Raw genomic sequence first — 17,146 nt, forward strand, 5'->3', positions numbered from 1 at the left:
CGTTTTTTTCATTTCGTCACATAAAACTGGTATTTGGTGGAATTTCTGACAGGAGAAGACAGACAGATGGTATTTTTGAAAAAAAAATCTTAGGGGGATATTTTATTCAGAATATCTATCTATACAACTGATAATCAATTATATCAACGTGAATTGCGCGCTTCAGGAAGCCCTGATCAAGACCCTCTTTTTGCTATATTTTTCGTAGCGCGTGCAACCTTTCATACAATCATTGTCTTTATAATGAAAGCATCAGAAAACAACTTGAATCAGACGTTATTAGCCGAGAATGTAGTAGACCGCTGTAAGAAAGGGGATGTTCGCGCATTTCGCGAACTCTACGATGCGTATTCTGCAGCCATGTATAATATTTGTGTACGTATGACCAATCACGTTAGTGATGCGGAAGACATACTACAGGAGGCTTTTATACAGGTTTACCGCAGTATCGGCAAGCTGGAACGAGGTGCCAGCATTAGCGCCTGGATTAAAAGGATTGTAGTAAATCATTGTCTGAATTACCTTCGCAAAAAGAAAGTCTACTTCGAAGATGTAGATAATGTAGAGGTAAAAGAGGAAGCTGGAATTGATGAATCCCAGTTTTCATGGACGGTAGGCGCGATTAAATCCGCCATCACTACACTTCCTACAGGTTATCGTACGGTGCTTAACCTTTATCTTTTTGAAGAATATTCCCATAAAGAAATAGCAGAAATGCTGGGGATATCTGAATCTACTGCCAAAACGCAGTATATGAGAGCAAAAGAAAAGGTTAGACAGATTGTGAATCAGCAAAACATCATGAATTAATGTCTGATAATTTTGAAAGGTTTATTCAACAAAACAGGGCAGCATTTGATCAGCCTGGTCCATCTTCCAGAGTTTGGGAGGCGATGGAGAAAGAGTTGGGGCAACAGGAAAAAGGCCGGGTCGTTAGGATGTTGTCTAAAAACTGGTTTAAAGCAGCCGTGATAGCAGTCCTCTTAATTAATGCAGGCGTGTTGTTCCTGTTTGTCAAACACCGCCAGCAGGCATCTAATAACGTAGCAGTTATGTTTCCTGAGATGCAGGAAGCACAGGTATATTATTCTTCCAGAATTGAAGCCAGACTTGATTCTATCAGATCTTATCCGGCAGATGAACTGGGCCTTGACAGCACATCAAGAAAAGAGCTTGAGCTAAAAAACGATACCTATAAAATGCTTGAGAAAGAGCTGAAAAATAACCCCGGTAATGAAAGAATCCGCGCGGCCATTATCAGATATTATCAGCTGAAATTAGATCTCCTGGATAAAATCCTGGAAGACCTGCAAGAAAGACATGCAGCTCCAGGTGACTTAAAAAAACGATATGAAGAGAAAATTTAACTGTCTTCTGTTTCTTTTCTTTCCCCTCCTGGCATTTGCAAATCGCGGCGAATCTTTTAAAAGAACAGAAGTAAAAGCATTCACAGTGTCCAATGGTGCGCAATTTAAGATTAGCAATAAATACGGCCAGATAGTATTTCACGTTTGGAACAAGAACGAAGTAAAGGCAACCGTTACTATTACCGGATTCGGTAAAACCACTGCGGAAGCAGAAAACGTAGTAAGTAGTGTAACGATTAACGCGGATAACAGTCCCTCCGCTGTAAGTCTTAAAAGTGTGTATTCTCCAAGGGCCGGACGATGGTTTCAATGGGGAGGTAATTCTTCCAAAGACTATGTAAATATCGACTATGATATTTATATACCACAATCATTAAGCGCAGTAATGGCCGATAACAGCTTCGGCGATATTATTGCCGACAAGTTTCCTTGTGATACCAAGATTTCTATAAGTTATGGAAATTATGATATCAGAGATGCAGAAGATCTTTCAATGTCTGCCAGCTATTGCAACAAGGGAAAGATCGGTAACGCAGGTATGGTAACGCTTTCCAGCAATTATTCCAACCTGAAGGCCGACAATCTTCGTGGGATAACGGTTACTTCCAACTATAGCAATTTAGAAATAGGGTCATCAGAAAAAACGATGATTGTCTCTAAATATGATAATTATAAAATTGGTACTACAGGTGCATTGACAGTGCATGGATCTTTCTCCGATTTTTCAGTACAGTTGCTGAAGGACCAGATCGAAGCACTGCTGTCTTATGGTGACATAAGCATTAAGAAGGTAGCACTAGGTTTTAAATCAGGCAAGCTGAGTTTAAGTTATGGAGATGCGAAATTAATTTTCCCACGTAAGCAGCAGCTGAGACTGGAAGCGTCCATGACTTACGGAGATTTCAATACTGGAGATATGGAGCTGAAGAACGTAGAATCTATCCGTAAGAATACCTCCATGAGTTATGTTGGTTTTGCCAACGGAGGAAATAGCCAGTCGCCATTGCTGCAAGCTACAGGTAAGAACTGTGACATTAATCTCTCTACATACTAACCCATTTTTTGAGCCCATTCTAAATCCTTTAAAATAAAACAACGACCCATGAAAAAAGTATTATTATTTTGCTTGATAGCTTTACCCGTAATGGCCATGGCCTTTGTAAATTCCTCTTGTGAGACATTTCATGAAAGAGTGAAGGGGAGTGGTGTTTCCAAATCAGAAGATCGAAATGTTAGTGGTTTTTCAGGCATCAGCACATCAGGCATATACGATGTAGTTTTGACCCAGGGTAATGCGGAAAGTGTAAAATTAGAAGCGGACGACAACCTGTTGCCATATATTGAAACAGTGGTATCTGGTAAGACATTACAGATTAAGTCAAAGAACGGTGTTAGTATTGAGCCTAAGAGTAAAATTACCGTTTATGTAACTATTAAAGACCTGAAGGCAGTATCAGCAAGTGGTGCCAGCAAGGTTACCAGTACTGGAACCATTAATGGTAGCAACCTGGGTGTTGAATTGAGCGGTGCAACATTGTGTAAACTGGATGTAGCGATGAGCAAAGTGGAAATCAAGGCATCAGGTGCAGCGAGAGTGGATCTGGCAGGTACGGCAGCGGCGGTGAATGTAGGTGCTTCTGGAGCGGCTATTATTCGTGCTGACAAACTTAGTTCTGACAATGTGAATGTGGAAGCATCAGGTGGATCCAATGTAGTGGTAAATGCAGATAAAGCTTTAAATGCAGGTGCATCCGGTGGTAGTTCTATCAGATATTCCGGCGCTGGAAAAGCAAATGTTTCTACTTCAGGAGGCGCTAGCGTAAGCCGTTTATAATGATAATGACAAATCTCTTTATATTTGCTGCTGGAAGAATGAAGCTTATATACTAAAATTTGTCAATTATGCCGTCGTTTGATATTGCCAGCAAAGTTGATTTACAGACGTTGGATAACGCCATCAATACTGTAAAGAAGGAAATTACGAATAGATTTGATTTCAAAGACTCTCATGTAGATATTGAGTTGAATAAAAAGGAACTGTCGCTGACGGTTGAAGTGGAAAGTGATATGAAACTCGGCCAGGTAATAGATGTACTTGTTAGTCGTACCATGCGCCAGGGACTTGACGCCAATATTTATGATCAGAGCAAGGAAGCATTTCAGAGTGGTAAAGTCTATAAAAAGGTAATACCTGTTAGAAATGGAATAAAACAGGAAGATGCCAAGAAGATCGTGAAATTGATCAAAGATTCAGGATTGAAAGTTCAGGCCGCTATTATGGATGATATTGTTCGGGTTACAGGTAAAAAGATCGATGATTTACAGGATGTTATCGCTCTATGCAGGAATGCGAACCTGAATATTCCATTACAGTACATAAATATGAAATCCTGATTTTTTTAGAATATTCTTTGAGTGTTTAAGAAAAAGTCTTACCTTTGCACTCTGTATTTACAAAATTTTGATATGAAACAGGGAATCCATCCAGAAAGTTACAGATTTGTGATATTTAAAGATATGTCAAACGGACACAGCTTTTTAAGCCGTTCTACTGCTCCTTCCAAAGAAACTGCAAAGTGGGAAGATGGCAATGAGTATCCGTTGATTAAGTTGGAAATTTCCAATACTTCTCACCCTTTCTACACTGGTAAGAATGTATTAGTGGATACCGCAGGACGTATTGATAAATTCAACAAACGTTACGCTAAGAAAGCTTAGTAATCTAGCAAAATATTTTTTTAGAAAATCCCATCGGTTAATCGATGGGATTTTCTATTTTTAGGCCCTATGGAGCGTAATTTTATACTATTTGACACGCCCGTACGTGATTTGTTATACCCCTTTACACATACGAGACCCATTGCCGCCTGCAGAGTAGGAATTCTTACTATCCAGGAAAAATGGGAACATTGGCTGGGTTCAGGAGTCAGTTATTTCACCGTACCGCATCTACAAGCAAAATATCCCTTGTACCTTGGGCAGGAAGATTCCGTTAATGTACTGATCAGCGGAAATATATTACCAGATGAGCACCTTGTGGCTGCTATTAATGCCCTTTCTCCTGAAGAAGAGTTATATGCCGACAACCGTTTGATTGCTAAGGTCGTTCTTGGCAAAGATGTTCATTTGTTGCCAGCAAGTGCCAGAAAAAATTATTCTGGTCAGGTATTGGGAATTCATCACCCCTGGGATATTTTTGCGCTTAATGATAAGGCCATCAGACAGGACTTTGATTTATTAACAAAAGGGCGTACTTCGGCGCCTATACCTGAAGGTAATCAGGTGATACAACCGGAGTCGATATTTTTAGAGCCAGGAGCTACTGTGCTTTGTAGTGTACTAAATGCCTCTACTGGCCCTATTTATATAGGAAAAGATGCCATCGTCATGGAGGGAAACCTTATCCGCGGGCCTTTTGCCATGGGTGAAAAGGCTGTATTGAAAATGGGTAGTAAGGTATATGGGGCTACTACTTTAGGGCCTTATTGTACTGGTGGAGGTGAAATCAAAAATACAGTCATGTTCGGCTATTCCAACAAAGGGCATGAAGGATATATCGGAGATGCTGTGATCGGAGAATGGTGTAACCTGGGAGCAGGTACTAATTGTTCTAATCTGAAAAACAATGCATCGCCGGTAAGAATTTGGATGGAATCGCAGGCGAATGAAGTAGCGGCAGGGAACAAGTGTGGCTTATTGATGGGTGACTATAGCCGTAGCGGAATTGGTACCAATTTCAATACAGGTACTGTCATTGGTGTATCTTGTAATATTTTTGGTGGGCTGATGCCACCGAAATTCCTTACTTCTTTTACCTGGGGACAGGCAGAAGGGAATGGGAGATATAGAAGAGAAGAGGCCTGGAGAGATATTGTCAGTTGGATGAAGATGAAGAACCAGGCGCCACATCCGGCTGATGAGGCGATATTGCACGCTGTTTATGACCAAACCGATAAGCAGATCCTTTAGAAATTAATTGCACGATTATATTATGAGAAAAAAAATTGTTGCTGGAAACTGGAAAATGAACCTTACGCTGGCGCAGGGTGAACAGCTGATCAACGATATCCTGGCTACTGGCCTGAAACTGACAGAGGGACAGGAAGTCGTGATCTGCACGCCGTTTCCATATCTGACTAAGGCGAAGGCGCTGTTGAAAAACTACCAGGGTTTTTACGTTGGTGCGCAAAACTGCCACAGTGAAAAAGCAGGTGCATATACCGGCGAAGTAGCTGCAGAAATGCTGAAATCTATTGATGTGGATTATGTGATTCTTGGTCACTCTGAAAGAAGAGAATATTTCCAGGAGAGCAATGCGATGCTGGCTAAGAAAGTAGATCAGGCGCTGGCATCCGGACTGAAACCAATTTTCTGTTGTGGTGAGCCGCTGGAAATCAGACAGGCAGAAACACAGAATGCATATGTGGCAAAACAGTTGGAAGAGAGCCTGTATCATTTGACAGAAGAGCAGCTGAAGGATGTTGTTATTGCATATGAGCCAATTTGGGCTATTGGTACCGGTTTAACCGCCAGTGCAGCACAGGCGCAGGATATGCATGCATTTATCCGCTCTCAGATTGCAGCGAAATATGGTCGTGAAGCGGCATTGCGTATCTCTATTTTATATGGTGGTAGTGCAAAACCAGGTAATGCGGAAGAGTTATTTGCTTGTCCGGATGTAGATGGTGGTTTGATTGGAGGTGCTTCCCTTGTTGCGGCAGACTTCACAGCTATTGTTAGCAAATTGGGCTAATTCTAACATATTGGAAATACGCAGATTATATATATCTGCGTATTTTTTTAGTAAAAAATGCTAAAAAAATTAGTAAATCAAATTATTGTTTGTATATTCGTATTGTCATTCTAATAGGCAGAATTAAAAATACTGGTTATGAATACGAATATTGACAACACTGCAACATTATTAGAGGAGTCCATGAGTGATTACCTGGTAGTAGTAAATCCTGATGTAATTGTAACGAAAGATATTATCCGTATCAGGCAGTTTATTGCCAGGGAAATCGGGGATGAGAGCATGGTAGGCTCGGCAGTGCATATTCCATTGTTTCGTTCTGTATTTCCTGAGCGTTTTGAGCAGGATTTTATAGAATTGTTGGAAGGTGTTTCCCGGAAGCAGGCAGGTTTTGCTATTTATACCTCCAGGGTTGATAGTCACCGGAATGCGGATGGCAGGGACAGCCTTTTTATTAATGTAGCAAATGTCAAACCATTGGTAGCATTGCATCAACAGTTGTTGCAAGCCTTTGAATTACCTATGCAGGATTATCGTCCGCATATAATGGTGGCGGGGCGTATTCAGAATACTGCATTTGCGAGGGTATTGCCACAAATTTCTCAGCAAATGTTTGTACGTAGTTTCAACTGTCACTGTTTTAGTTTGCTGAAGCGTGGAGCGGTAGGCGGTAAATATGTGAAGGTAAGAGACTTTGTATTTGGAGATATAGAACATATGGTAGGTAGTTTATTTAACTACGCTGCATAATATAAAAGACAACGGCCTACGTTTCGAAGAGAGGACGAGTAGAAAGAACAAGGGATTCGGAAGTGGGTTAAGAGCTGACAAAGCCAACTTTAGCGTCCATTGTCATTCATCCTGGTTTGTTTGCCCCAATTATAATCAGGAACTATTAGATTTCCCTAAGTAACCATTATGGTAGTTAGTACCAGGTACCTCTTGCCTGGTAATTGTACCAGGTGATCTATGCCGCTAATCAATGTCTGGCAAAGAGATGACTGAACACCTATTTCAGATGTCTCTTTGCCAGGTAATTAGCAGCTGATTAGTAAATAATTACCAGATAATTGTTCGATTATTGATCAATACATGATCAAAACATGATCAATGCTTGTTCGATCATTTATCAATCATGTATCGATTATTGATCAATACATGATCAATAAATGACCGATAAATGATCGATACTTGATCAATATATGGTCAATAAATGATTAATAAATGGTCAATCATGTATCTACTAGTGAATGATAAATGATCGATAGATGATCCATCATTAGTAGATTATTATCAGGTAATTAATAGTTCATTTGCGGGGATTTCGCAAGCGGGTTCTTCTAAATTCACTTACATTGATCATGTCGTGCATTTACTACAGGTAGCGAATGCCGGATGTAACAGATATTATCGATGTTGGCATTCTTTAGCATTCTTTAGATAGATACTTAAAGAAGTAAAACACTTACTACCCCATTAAATCTTCATTGCCTGAATAATTCCTGCGTTTTGCAAGAATTATTTTAGCGCATTCATTTTTAGCATTATATTAGTACGATATAATTCGATAGGGCAGTCTGCTTATTACACAATGATTCATAAGATAACACAGACAAGATCACCGATAGATGTACCTGTTGAAATGATTGCCATGGTTGTATGGATTCCTGTCTATCATCTGGCATCAGTATCAGACACGGATAAACAGCGATTGTCGACAATTGATTTCCCTTGAGAACCATATCGTACAACCGAAATATCAGTACGCAAAGATTATTGAATAACCATTTTTTAGATTCATCAGAAAGGATGAACAGTTTTCCCCGTTAATGAAGGTTGTTTATAGTATGAATGTAGATTGTTAGCATGTCGGAGAATTACTTACCCCTGGAAGATGACTGCTGGAAAGTTTCACTTTACCTATCTTTTTTCAACATGACTAGAGATCTAATTGTACACAAGGAAATTAATGTAAAAGGACTTGTTCATGGTGTTGGCTACCGTGCAAATGCTAAACATGTTGCCGACTTACTCGGTGTCCAGGGATCTGTTAAGAACCTGCAGGATGGCAGTGTATGGATCGTGGCAGAGGCCAGCGAAGATACCTTGAACACCTTCCTGGATTGGTGTCGTAAAGGCCCCAGTCATTCAGAAGTTAAAGAAGTAGTGATCACACCTGGAGATGTGCAGGATTTAAAGGAATTCCGGATCGTCTACTAACACCGGATCAGTGCCATACAAACAGCTCATACAGTCATAAATATTATGCAGTGGCCTAATACAGAACAGGTAACTGTACTGGATATACTCAGCTACAATTACCTGTTCGCATTTTTCAATTAATTTATTTTATCAGCGCTTTCCATTTTTTGTCCAGCGCAGCTTTAGGTATCACTATAGAAATTGTATTGTTGGCGAAATAAGCCTCTGAAACATTAACGTATCCGTGGAAAGGACCATTGTTTCCCCAGGAGTTTTTTACAATGAAAAATGCTCTCCCTTTAGGGCTATAGCCCATGCCCGTAATATGCATCAAATGATCATCCTGTGTTACCAGGCCTTCATATAGACGTTGACGTGATTCCTGTGTAATCACTTTTTCTGGCAGGTCCTGGTTGATCTCTGGTGCATTGAGCGCCGTATCTACTACTGGTACCATCGCGAAGCCTCTGCCTGGGTTCCAGCCTGCATTGCTGACATCCGCATCCCATGAAACCGTGTAACCATTTTGTAAGGCGGTCTTACAAATGTTAATCAGGTCTTGCAGTGGAATATTGTAATAGCTTCCATTGGAGAAATTATCAGGTACTTCTAAAATGAAAGACTTGTTGAAAGGATGATGTGTAAAAGATGTCAGGTTTACATATTCATCGGGATTGAACTTCATCACCTCTTTGGAGAAGGCAAGCGGGGTATAGGTTTTACCTTTATATTCAAAGGATGCAGGCGGTTCTCCCATATATTTATTCAGTAGAACAGTAAAGCCATCCATCCAGTTAGCCGGTATAGGTGGTGGTAATTTAATGATACTGTCGAGATAAACTTTCATATAACCCAGCATGCGGCCGTGGCTAAGGTATTTTCTTTCAGGTGTAAGGCCTGTGTATAAGCTCTCAGGCACCATTCCATATTGGGCCATTGCCCTGATCGCATCATGTCCCAGGGCGCCTTCATCAAATTTGGCATCTCCCTGCCTTAAAACATAATTTCTGGCTTTCTCGATATAAATATTTCTCACGGTAAACATCTCCGAAATATCAGGGGTAGAATAGCCTTTACGGAGATTTTCAGATTCAACCATTGAAGTGGTGCCGAAACACCAGCAGGTTCCTGTGGCTTGTTGGTCTTTTACGGAAGTTGCTCGGTTTATTCTTTCGCGGACCAGGCTACTGTCTTGTGCAATGGAGGTCTGCACTGCAAAGCAGAGTGAAATGATGAGGCATAGTGTCTTCATAACTACGAGAGCTGTTGTCTAAATTTTAAAGATAACAGAACTCGCTGCGGTGAAAGTGCTGTCGGATAGGCGACTACATCAAAAAAAGCACCACTGGATTCCCAGCAGTGCCTTTAAGTATGAATCAAAATTTTAGGGATCAGTCGTTAGCGTCGATATCAAGAGATGTAGGTGTACCAGTGATCATCAGGTTTTTTTCCTTCATGAGAGACTGGTATTTCTGCAGTACTTCAGCAGGCTGTTTCACACCGTTAATATTCAATACATCACCTTTTTTGTTGATAGAATAACCTTTTTTGGTATCTATTAGTTTATCTGCTTCCAGTTTGGCAATCAGCTGGTGATATCTATTTTCTCCTTTTGGCTTGTCAGAGAAGTTGCCATCTTTAGCACTATAACCTAAAGGCTCGGAGGAGTTGGTGTAAGACTTCGTGTGTACATATGTTTTACCATTGATACTAGTGGTAGTAGTACTGGACGAGGTGCTATTGGCTCCAGCTGTACGTGCAGTTCTTTCTGCATGTTGTCTGGCTCTATCAGCTTGTTCTCTTGCTCTATCAGCAGCACGTCTGCCTGATTCCGCCGCACTTGCAGCGGTATCTGTGGCATATACATGCTGCCTCATATAATTCCTGGTTTCGCGGAGTTGCGTTTGTATTACGCGGTTAAGCGAATCCATATTGATGTTAATATTTTTGCTGATGTCGTCTTTATTAATGTTTTCCATGGCTACACGAAGATCTCTGCGGGATTGTACCAGGTCGTCTTCCATTTTTTTCCAATCGATGTTAGCAACCGCTTTCTGAGCTTGTGTTAATGCGTCTTTCATATCAGCGTCTTTCATCTGCTTTATGGCGCGGTTAACAGAGGCTTGTGCGGCATCTATTTGTTTTTTGATGGTAGCTTGGTCTTCTGGCGACAAATCTTTCAGCGTAACAACTTTGCCATTTTTTACAATACGGCCATGTGTTGGCGGAGTTGGTGGTGTTGGCGGCATTGCTGGTGCAGCAGGAGGTGCTGGTGGTGCAGGAGGTAAATCCTGTGGCTCTGGTGGTGCTGGCGGTAACGGAGGCTCCGGTGGTGTTGGATAGAGCGTATCCATATCCATATCCATGGTAGTATCTGCCGCAATGATGTTGCTTACAGGCTTAATGATCGGGCCATTATCACTGATGATAACAGGTTGTGCTGCGGCAGTATTTATTTTTGATGCTGGTTTCTTCTCGGAAGCTTTCACTTTTGCAGGGTTGAGCCATGCAATTGAAATGATACCTGTTGCAATGATCAGAACGGCCAGTAACCTTTGACTATAGTTGAGATTTTTAGTTTTCATTTCCATGATACGTTTAATGCGATTAAACAGATGCTGTTTGTTGTCTGCAGCAGCCATGGCCAGTGAGTTAGAAGATAACCGGTATTCTTCCAGTGCTACCAGTGCGTGTGCATAATGCAGGGGCTGTACTTTTCCTATCACCAGATCATCGCAGCAGTGTTCGCGCTCCTGCCGGATAATTCTGGAAATAAGCCATACAAAGGGATTAAAAAACAGGATGGTTTCAACAATAGATTGGAAGATATTCAACAGATAATCATTACGTTTTATGTGTGCCAGTTCGTGAAGCAGAATGGCTTCGAGCTGTTCGGGCGTCAGGTTGTTGACCATTGCTACTGGCAACAGAATCAAAGGCTTGAAGAAGCCCAGCATTACAGGCACCTGGATATAACCAGATACCAGCAATTGCACTTTGCGCGGTATGCGCAGGGTAGCTGCTAATTGTTGCAGGCGTGCATCCCAGGCAGCATCAATTGGTTCAGTTTTATGGCTGCGGATCTGTTGCAATTGTGCCAGATCAGAGAATAGTTTGATGGTCATCACACAAAAACCTATGGCATACATGGCTACCAGTACGGGAAACCAGTTTTCCAGGTGAGGGAATAACCATTTCAATTCGTCCTGACTCTTATATATCGTTTCCATGGGCTGATCTGCGATATTTGGCAATAGCTGCAAATGAATGGTAGCAGCTGTGATGGCTTCCCTGGCTGATTCAATAGCATGTAATTGCTGAAACAGCGTTATAATGAACCAGGTGAAAATACTCATCAGCGAAACCGTCGCCAGGTTGTATTTTATTCTAGCAGAAGCCATAGGCCAGATGGCCAGTACCACACGCAGGCAAGCATATACGAATAACGCCTGCCAGGCTGAATGTAAGATCGTCCATCCTAAAGCGTGTACCAGATCTCCAGGAAAAGGTAATAAGGTCATACGACAGGTTTTAAACTGTTATTTTTTTTGCTGTTCAATTTTAGATAGATAGTCACGGATCTGGTCCAGTTCTGCAGAAGATGATTTATGATGGCCAAGTGCCTGCATCACCAACTGTGTGGCAGAACCACCAAAAACGGTATCTATCATTTTATTCAGCAGCTGTTGCTGGGTTTCTTCCTGTGAAATAGCAGCAGTATAGATATGCGTTTTGCTACTCGCATCCCTGGATAAAAGCCCTTTCTCATACATGATCTGCATCAGCTTTAGGGTCGTAGTGTAACCTGCATCCTTTGTTTCAGAAAGTTTTTCATGTACTTCCCGCACGGTGCTGGCTCCACGATCCCAAAGTATACCCAGGATCTCCAGTTCGCTCTCTGTCGGCTTGTGCTGTTTCACTATGATTAATTTATGATGTTTGAAATGTGACTTGCTGTTTTGGGAGCCAGAAGCGCGAATTCCAACTGCCCGTGTACATCTGTTTAAATCGATGTACGAATATCTTCGTAAACAAATGTACGATAGTTTTCGTAATTCCAAAATGTTTTTTGGTCAGGACAAGTCGGAAGTGGGAATTGCCGCACCTGTGGCGGAGAAACAGGTTAGATATCTTTTGTAATTTTTATTTCTTCTCTCAACTGCCTCGTGGTTTTCTTACTACCATCGGCGCTCCAGCCTGGCGCGCCAAAAATGTAGTACCATACATCTCTGGTAGAACGGGCTTTGCCAAGATCGCGGAAGATATCCGTCCATTCATGGGTAGCAATTCGTAAGGGATTGAAGGTATGTATATTGGAGGTAAGCCCGTAATGCGGTCGCTCAATTTCAGGTGTAAAAGTTCCAAATATGCGGTCCCAGATGATTAATACGCCTCCATGGTTCTTATCCAGGTAGTCCAGATCGGAGCCATGATGAACACGATGATGAGACGGGGTATTAAATACAAATTCAATTGGCGTCCATAGTTTATGAATCATTTCTGTATGTATCCAGAACTGGTAAATTAAACTCACCGCCTGCATGGTCATGATCATGATGGGAGTGAAGCCCACCAAGGGCATCCAGAGCCAGAAAATGAAGCTTCCGGTAAGGTTGCCTGTCCAGGTTTGACGAAGCGCCGTTGCCAGGGTATAACTTTCAGAAGAATGATGGATTACGTGAGAAGCCCAGAAGAATCTGACGGTGTGACTGATTCTATGGAACCAGTAATAACTGAAATCATCTGCAAAAAAACAGAGTATCCATACCCACCAAACATATTCCAGTGTGATAAATCTGAATTGATATACCAACGTATAGGCCCCGAAAATAAAGGCTTTGGTGAAAGCGCCAATAAAAACGTTGCCTAGCCCCATAGCTATGCTACTGGCGGCGTCTTTGGGTTTATAAAGATTGCGGTGATCAACGGTGGTGATGACAATCTCCACTAATATCAACAACACAAATGCAGGTATAGCATATAAAATCAGATTAGGAGGCATGGGTGGAATTCTTTCTATCAATTTACTGATTTTCTGCTGATCTCCCATAAAAAAAGCGGCCAGAATTGCTTCTGGCCGCCGTAGTTGTTGAATTGTAGGTTGTAATATCGAATAAATTATTTAACAGTAACCTCTGCTCTGCTTACTGCTGATGTACCAAACCATCCGAGGATTCTTACTTTACCATTTGAGATAGTATTCTGCATATTTGTTGGCACATTTTCCAGCACTTTAGCAAAGAGTCCGCCGGCATTTACCTGCTGATCTACCTGTGTCAGGAAATCATAGCTTCGTTTGGAAATAGAGGAAAGACGCACAATTATTTTTTCATTTAATTGGAACGGCTTATCATAATCGGTAATACTTTGTGAGAGCGGCAGGATGAATGCATTACCATCATAAAGTCCCGAATCATAACCACCATCTACTGAAAATGCATCCTCCAAACGACGGGTAGTATCGTTTCTATAAGATCTGATCCAGTAATAATCTACACCATTAGGAAGGTCTTTCCCATGAAAACGTGCATAGTAGCCTTCTTTGTTGGAATAAGATTCTTCTTTCTTTTTAAACTCGTATGTAATAGAATCTATTGGTGGTACGCGATTGAGAGAATCCAGTCCTTCCAGGATTTCGCCCTGGTACTCTACGTGCAGTTTGTAAACGTGTCCGATAACCCCAATAGGTTTCACGCTGGCATCAAAAGTATAAGCGCTTTTGTTGAACGTAAACGGATAACTTTCGCCGCTGGTGATATCATACAGGATGATTTTCGCATCGTTGACAATTGGTGCAGGGTCCTGACTGGTGTATGGTACGGACATGGTCATACGAATAGTTTGTATCCCAGGTTCCGTTGTAATCCAGGCATCAAGTACCGGAAATGATTTCCCGTTAGGGACGTTCAGGTTAATTTTATCTTCGCAGGCTGTCAATCCTCCGAGCAACGCCAAGGATATGTAGCACAATATTTTTTTCATCAGGTATGATTTTCTGCTGTTAGAATTTGAAGTTATAAGTAATACCAGGAATGATAGAGCCGATGATAGAAAGACGAATGGCTTCTTTCTTATCCGGATCATCAGGGTTCTGTCTGAAGTAAACAGTATAGGCATTTCTTCTTGCGTATACGTTATAGAGAGAGAATACCCATTCACCTTTCCATCTGTGTTCCTGTTTGCCTTTCAGCGTAAGGGAGAGATCCAGTCTGTGGTAAGGGTCCAGGCGGTAGTTATTACGTTTTTCTGTGCTGTTGTAAGGAATATCCCAGCCCTGGAATTCGAGTCGGTTATCTGCAAAGGTAGCAGGCGTACCAGATGCAAACACAAAGTTACCGGATACGGATACACGCTTACTAACGGTATGACTTATTACTACATTCACGTTATGTGTACGATCATAGCGGTTCAGGAACCATTCGTTCATACTGATACCAGGTGTTTTACGTTCGGAGCGGGAAAGTGTATAGCTAATCCAGCCAGTTGTTTTACCGATATCTTTTTTAGCATATAATTCCAAACCATATGCACGACCTTGAGATGGCAGTAGGTCTGCTTCGATCTGTGGGTTGAGCTGCAGGTTGGCATTATCGATATAATCTAACTGATGGTCGGTTGTTTTGTAGAATACTTCTGCAGATAATTCATAATTATCATTAGGCGCATTGTAGAAATAACCGGCAGTATATTGGTTAGAAACCATTGGTTCAATGTTATTTGAACTAGGTGTCCAGATATCCAGTGGAGTAGGAGAAGCGGTGTTAGAAAGCTGGTGCATGAACTGTGTGGTTCTGCTGTAAGCCACTTTCACTGCATTCTGATCGTTGAAAGCATATCGAACGCTGATGCGTGGTTCGAGGTATGGATAAGTTTTCATTACTTCACCAGCACCATAGTTTTTGGTACCAATCAGGCGTTTGCGAATACCAGGCGTGGTGTCAGCATAATAGTATTCTGTACCTGTTCCCAGCAGTTGATAAGAAGATAGGCGAAGACCATACTGAATACCGAATTTTTTGCTTGGTTTATATTCATGATCGATATAAAGTGCAGATTCCAGTGCGTGCTTATCAGGGGTTTGTTTCGTTTTCTGATCATTTCCCTCCTGACCTATACCAGTACCAGGTTTGAAGGTATAATATACTGCCTGTGCACCAAAATGTACAGTACTTTTAGTATTCAGATACCAGGTAAAGGAAGGTTTGAAACCGTAGTTGATAATGTTGGATGTCCAGTCATATTTCTCTAAGGCTTCACTTTCAGATTTCTTGCTGCTGTTGCTGAAAGAGAGGCTATAGTCGTATTTACTATAGTAGGTAGATAGATTGAGGAATAACCGGCTGTTGAAAACGTGGTTCCAGCGGAGTGTTGCTGTTGCGTTACCCCAGTTCATATTAACATCTGATCCAAAACCAAAAACATCACGACCAAAGTAACCACTCAGGAAGAGCTGGTTGTTGTCGTTGAACTTATAGTTTGCTTTAGCAGTGAGGTCATAGAAGTTCAGTTTGGTGTCTTTCATGTCTCCTTTCATAAAAGGTTTCATCAGTACATCTATATAAGATCTTCTTGCCGCAACGATGAATGAAGATTTATCCTGTACAATCGGCGCTTCTACCGCCAGTCTGCTGAAGATATTACCGATACCACCATTGATATTGAGCTTCTGGCTATTACCATCTTTCATGCGGATATCCAGTACAGAGGAGGTTCTGCCGCCATATTCTGCCGGGAAACCGCCTTTGATGAGGTTGAGACTTTTTACTGCATCGGGGTTGAATACAGAGAAGAAGCCGAGCATGTGTGTGGAGTTGTATACAGGTGCTTCGTCCAGGAGGATGAGGTTTTCATCGCTGTTACCACCACGTACATTGAAGCCGGAAGCGCCTTCACCAACGGTTTGAACACCTGGTAATGTTTGGATAGCACGCAATACATCTACTTCACCAAGGAAAGTAGGCATTTTTTTCATCTGCTGAATATCCAGTCTGTTGATACTGGTGTTCAGGGTATTGATGGCTTTTTCCTGTTTATTACCAACGATGGTTACCTCATTCAGCTGGCTGCTGGAAGGTTCGAGGGTGATATCCAGTTTAGTGTTTTTCTGGAGATGAATAGTTTGTTTAATAGAAGTATATCCTATATAACTAAACTGCAACTCATGGTCGCCTGCAGGTAGTGTTAAAGAATAGAAGCCATACTGATTGGTAACAGTACCCAGGCTGGTGCCTGGTTTACCAACAGAAATGCCTATTAATGTTTCTCCATTCTGTTTATCTTTTACATATCCGCTGACCGTATACTTGCCCTGTTGAGCGCTGGAGAATTGTACTCCTAGTAGCATACAGAATGCAGATAGCAACAATATTGCCTTAGTTTTCATAAAAGGTAAATGCAATTTTAAAAAGATGTTTTCTAGTTTTTGTAACTCGCATATATGACGTAGGAGGTATATCTTACCCCTATGCGGAAAATTAATTTTGTGTGGGCCGAAATTATAATGAAAAACGGGTTTGCTGACAGATCCTGCAAAAAATAACATTGCAGTGCTATCAGCAAACCCGTTGGATATAAATGTGGATGACGGTGACTATTCTAAAATCTGGCAGGCAAAACCCAGTTTCTTCACGAAGTCTATTATAACAGCTTCTTCAAGCTGGGCGGGCGAAACAACCCTTAATACCCGGTCGCAGTCTTCAATATCTACAGAACAGGCATCTACCCCAAATTGTGAAAAAATGGCCCTTACTACGCTGTTTTTATCATCTACAGAACTAATATTCGTTCGGAATATTCCAATCATACGTTACTAAAAATTTGGTTA

17 protein-coding genes are annotated in these 17,146 nt (G+C 41.5%); 10 read left to right on the top strand and 7 right to left on the bottom strand.

Going from position 1 to position 17,146, the window contains the following annotated elements; translation table 11 throughout:
- The first annotated feature begins 243 nt into the window (after positions 1-243).
- From ACE38W_RS00255 to ACE38W_RS00300, 10 genes are all read left to right on the top strand, one after another.
- A complete protein-coding gene (locus ACE38W_RS00255; RefSeq protein ID WP_375828171.1) occupies positions 244-810 on the top strand; it encodes an RNA polymerase sigma factor in 567 nt (188 codons plus the stop codon).
- The gene (locus ACE38W_RS00260) at positions 810-1,367 is read left to right on the top strand and encodes a hypothetical protein (protein WP_375828172.1); all 558 of its coding nucleotides are present in this window, start codon (positions 810-812) and stop codon (positions 1,365-1,367) included. Before ACE38W_RS00255 ends, ACE38W_RS00260 begins: the two co-directional genes overlap by 1 nt.
- A complete protein-coding gene (locus ACE38W_RS00265) occupies positions 1,351-2,421 on the top strand; it encodes a hypothetical protein (RefSeq protein WP_375828173.1) in 1,071 nt (356 codons plus the stop codon). The genes ACE38W_RS00260 and ACE38W_RS00265 overlap by 17 nt, the downstream gene beginning before the upstream one ends.
- A 48-nt stretch (positions 2,422-2,469) precedes the next feature.
- Positions 2,470-3,201: a head GIN domain-containing protein gene (locus tag ACE38W_RS00270; RefSeq protein WP_375828175.1), complete on the top strand. Its 732-nt coding sequence runs from the start codon at positions 2,470-2,472 to the stop codon at positions 3,199-3,201.
- Positions 3,202-3,269: 68 nt separating this feature from the next.
- Entirely contained in the window at positions 3,270-3,761 is a 492-nt protein-coding gene (locus ACE38W_RS00275) for a YajQ family cyclic di-GMP-binding protein (RefSeq protein ID WP_375828176.1), read from the top strand.
- Positions 3,762-3,833: 72 nt separating this feature from the next.
- A complete protein-coding gene (locus ACE38W_RS00280) occupies positions 3,834-4,085 on the top strand; it encodes a type B 50S ribosomal protein L31 (RefSeq protein ID WP_326994038.1) in 252 nt (83 codons plus the stop codon).
- Between the two features lie 69 nt (positions 4,086-4,154).
- Positions 4,155-5,336, top strand: coding sequence for a putative sugar nucleotidyl transferase (locus ACE38W_RS00285; RefSeq protein WP_375828177.1), 1,182 nt, complete (start codon positions 4,155-4,157; stop codon positions 5,334-5,336).
- 22 nt (positions 5,337-5,358) lie between these two features.
- Positions 5,359-6,120 carry a triose-phosphate isomerase gene (tpiA, locus tag ACE38W_RS00290; protein ID WP_375828178.1) on the top strand — a complete coding sequence of 254 codons (762 nt, stop codon included), beginning with the start codon at positions 5,359-5,361 and terminating at the stop codon, positions 6,118-6,120.
- A gap of 138 nt (positions 6,121-6,258) precedes the next feature.
- Entirely contained in the window at positions 6,259-6,870 is a 612-nt protein-coding gene (locus ACE38W_RS00295; protein ID WP_375828180.1) for a 2'-5' RNA ligase family protein, read from the top strand.
- Positions 6,871-8,055: 1,185 nt separating this feature from the next.
- Entirely contained in the window at positions 8,056-8,340 is a 285-nt protein-coding gene (locus ACE38W_RS00300) for an acylphosphatase (protein WP_375828182.1), read from the top strand.
- Between the two features lie 124 nt (positions 8,341-8,464).
- Here the strand turns inward: ACE38W_RS00300 and ACE38W_RS00305 are convergent, their stop codons facing one another.
- From ACE38W_RS00305 to ACE38W_RS00335, 7 genes are all read right to left on the bottom strand, one after another.
- A complete protein-coding gene (locus ACE38W_RS00305) occupies positions 8,465-9,574 on the bottom strand; it encodes a C1 family peptidase (protein WP_375828184.1) in 1,110 nt (369 codons plus the stop codon).
- A gap of 139 nt (positions 9,575-9,713) precedes the next feature.
- On the bottom strand, positions 9,714-11,843 hold the full coding sequence (locus tag ACE38W_RS00310) for a M56 family metallopeptidase (protein WP_375828185.1): 2,130 nt from the start codon (positions 11,841-11,843) through the stop codon (positions 9,714-9,716).
- Positions 11,844-11,861: 18 nt separating this feature from the next.
- Entirely contained in the window at positions 11,862-12,242 is a 381-nt protein-coding gene (locus ACE38W_RS00315; protein ID WP_375828187.1) for a BlaI/MecI/CopY family transcriptional regulator, read from the bottom strand.
- Between the two features lie 203 nt (positions 12,243-12,445).
- Entirely contained in the window at positions 12,446-13,372 is a 927-nt protein-coding gene (locus tag ACE38W_RS00320; RefSeq protein WP_375828189.1) for a sterol desaturase family protein, read from the bottom strand.
- A gap of 68 nt (positions 13,373-13,440) precedes the next feature.
- The gene (locus tag ACE38W_RS00325) at positions 13,441-14,304 is read right to left on the bottom strand and encodes a DUF4249 domain-containing protein (protein WP_375828190.1); all 864 of its coding nucleotides are present in this window, start codon (positions 14,302-14,304) and stop codon (positions 13,441-13,443) included.
- Positions 14,305-14,323: 19 nt separating this feature from the next.
- Entirely contained in the window at positions 14,324-16,705 is a 2,382-nt protein-coding gene (locus ACE38W_RS00330) for a carboxypeptidase-like regulatory domain-containing protein (protein ID WP_375828191.1), read from the bottom strand.
- Positions 16,706-16,912: 207 nt separating this feature from the next.
- Positions 16,913-17,125, bottom strand: coding sequence for a hypothetical protein (locus ACE38W_RS00335; RefSeq protein ID WP_375828193.1), 213 nt, complete (start codon positions 17,123-17,125; stop codon positions 16,913-16,915).
- Positions 17,126-17,146 lie beyond the last annotated feature (21 nt).

The organism is Chitinophaga sp. Hz27, from assembly GCF_042263525.1.
GTDB lineage: Bacteria > Bacteroidota > Bacteroidia > Chitinophagales > Chitinophagaceae > Chitinophaga.

Coding starts and splice junctions, on each gene's coding strand:
- ACE38W_RS00255 (WP_375828171.1), top strand. CDS start 244: ATGAAAGCATCAGAAAACAACTTGAATCAGACGTTATTAGCCGAGAAT.
- ACE38W_RS00260 (WP_375828172.1), top strand. CDS start 810: ATGTCTGATAATTTTGAAAGGTTTATTCAACAAAACAGGGCAGCATTT.
- ACE38W_RS00265 (WP_375828173.1), top strand. CDS start 1,351: ATGAAGAGAAAATTTAACTGTCTTCTGTTTCTTTTCTTTCCCCTCCTG.
- ACE38W_RS00270 (WP_375828175.1), top strand. CDS start 2,470: ATGAAAAAAGTATTATTATTTTGCTTGATAGCTTTACCCGTAATGGCC.
- ACE38W_RS00275 (WP_375828176.1), top strand. CDS start 3,270: ATGCCGTCGTTTGATATTGCCAGCAAAGTTGATTTACAGACGTTGGAT.
- ACE38W_RS00280 (WP_326994038.1), top strand. CDS start 3,834: ATGAAACAGGGAATCCATCCAGAAAGTTACAGATTTGTGATATTTAAA.
- ACE38W_RS00285 (WP_375828177.1), top strand. CDS start 4,155: ATGGAGCGTAATTTTATACTATTTGACACGCCCGTACGTGATTTGTTA.
- tpiA (WP_375828178.1), top strand. CDS start 5,359: ATGAGAAAAAAAATTGTTGCTGGAAACTGGAAAATGAACCTTACGCTG.
- ACE38W_RS00295 (WP_375828180.1), top strand. CDS start 6,259: ATGAATACGAATATTGACAACACTGCAACATTATTAGAGGAGTCCATG.
- ACE38W_RS00300 (WP_375828182.1), top strand. CDS start 8,056: ATGACTAGAGATCTAATTGTACACAAGGAAATTAATGTAAAAGGACTT.
- ACE38W_RS00305 (WP_375828184.1), bottom strand. CDS start 9,574: ATGAAGACACTATGCCTCATCATTTCACTCTGCTTTGCAGTGCAGACC.
- ACE38W_RS00310 (WP_375828185.1), bottom strand. CDS start 11,843: ATGACCTTATTACCTTTTCCTGGAGATCTGGTACACGCTTTAGGATGG.
- ACE38W_RS00320 (WP_375828189.1), bottom strand. CDS start 13,372: ATGGGAGATCAGCAGAAAATCAGTAAATTGATAGAAAGAATTCCACCC.
- ACE38W_RS00325 (WP_375828190.1), bottom strand. CDS start 14,304: ATGAAAAAAATATTGTGCTACATATCCTTGGCGTTGCTCGGAGGATTG.
- ACE38W_RS00330 (WP_375828191.1), bottom strand. CDS start 16,705: ATGAAAACTAAGGCAATATTGTTGCTATCTGCATTCTGTATGCTACTA.
- ACE38W_RS00335 (WP_375828193.1), bottom strand. CDS start 17,125: ATGATTGGAATATTCCGAACGAATATTAGTTCTGTAGATGATAAAAAC.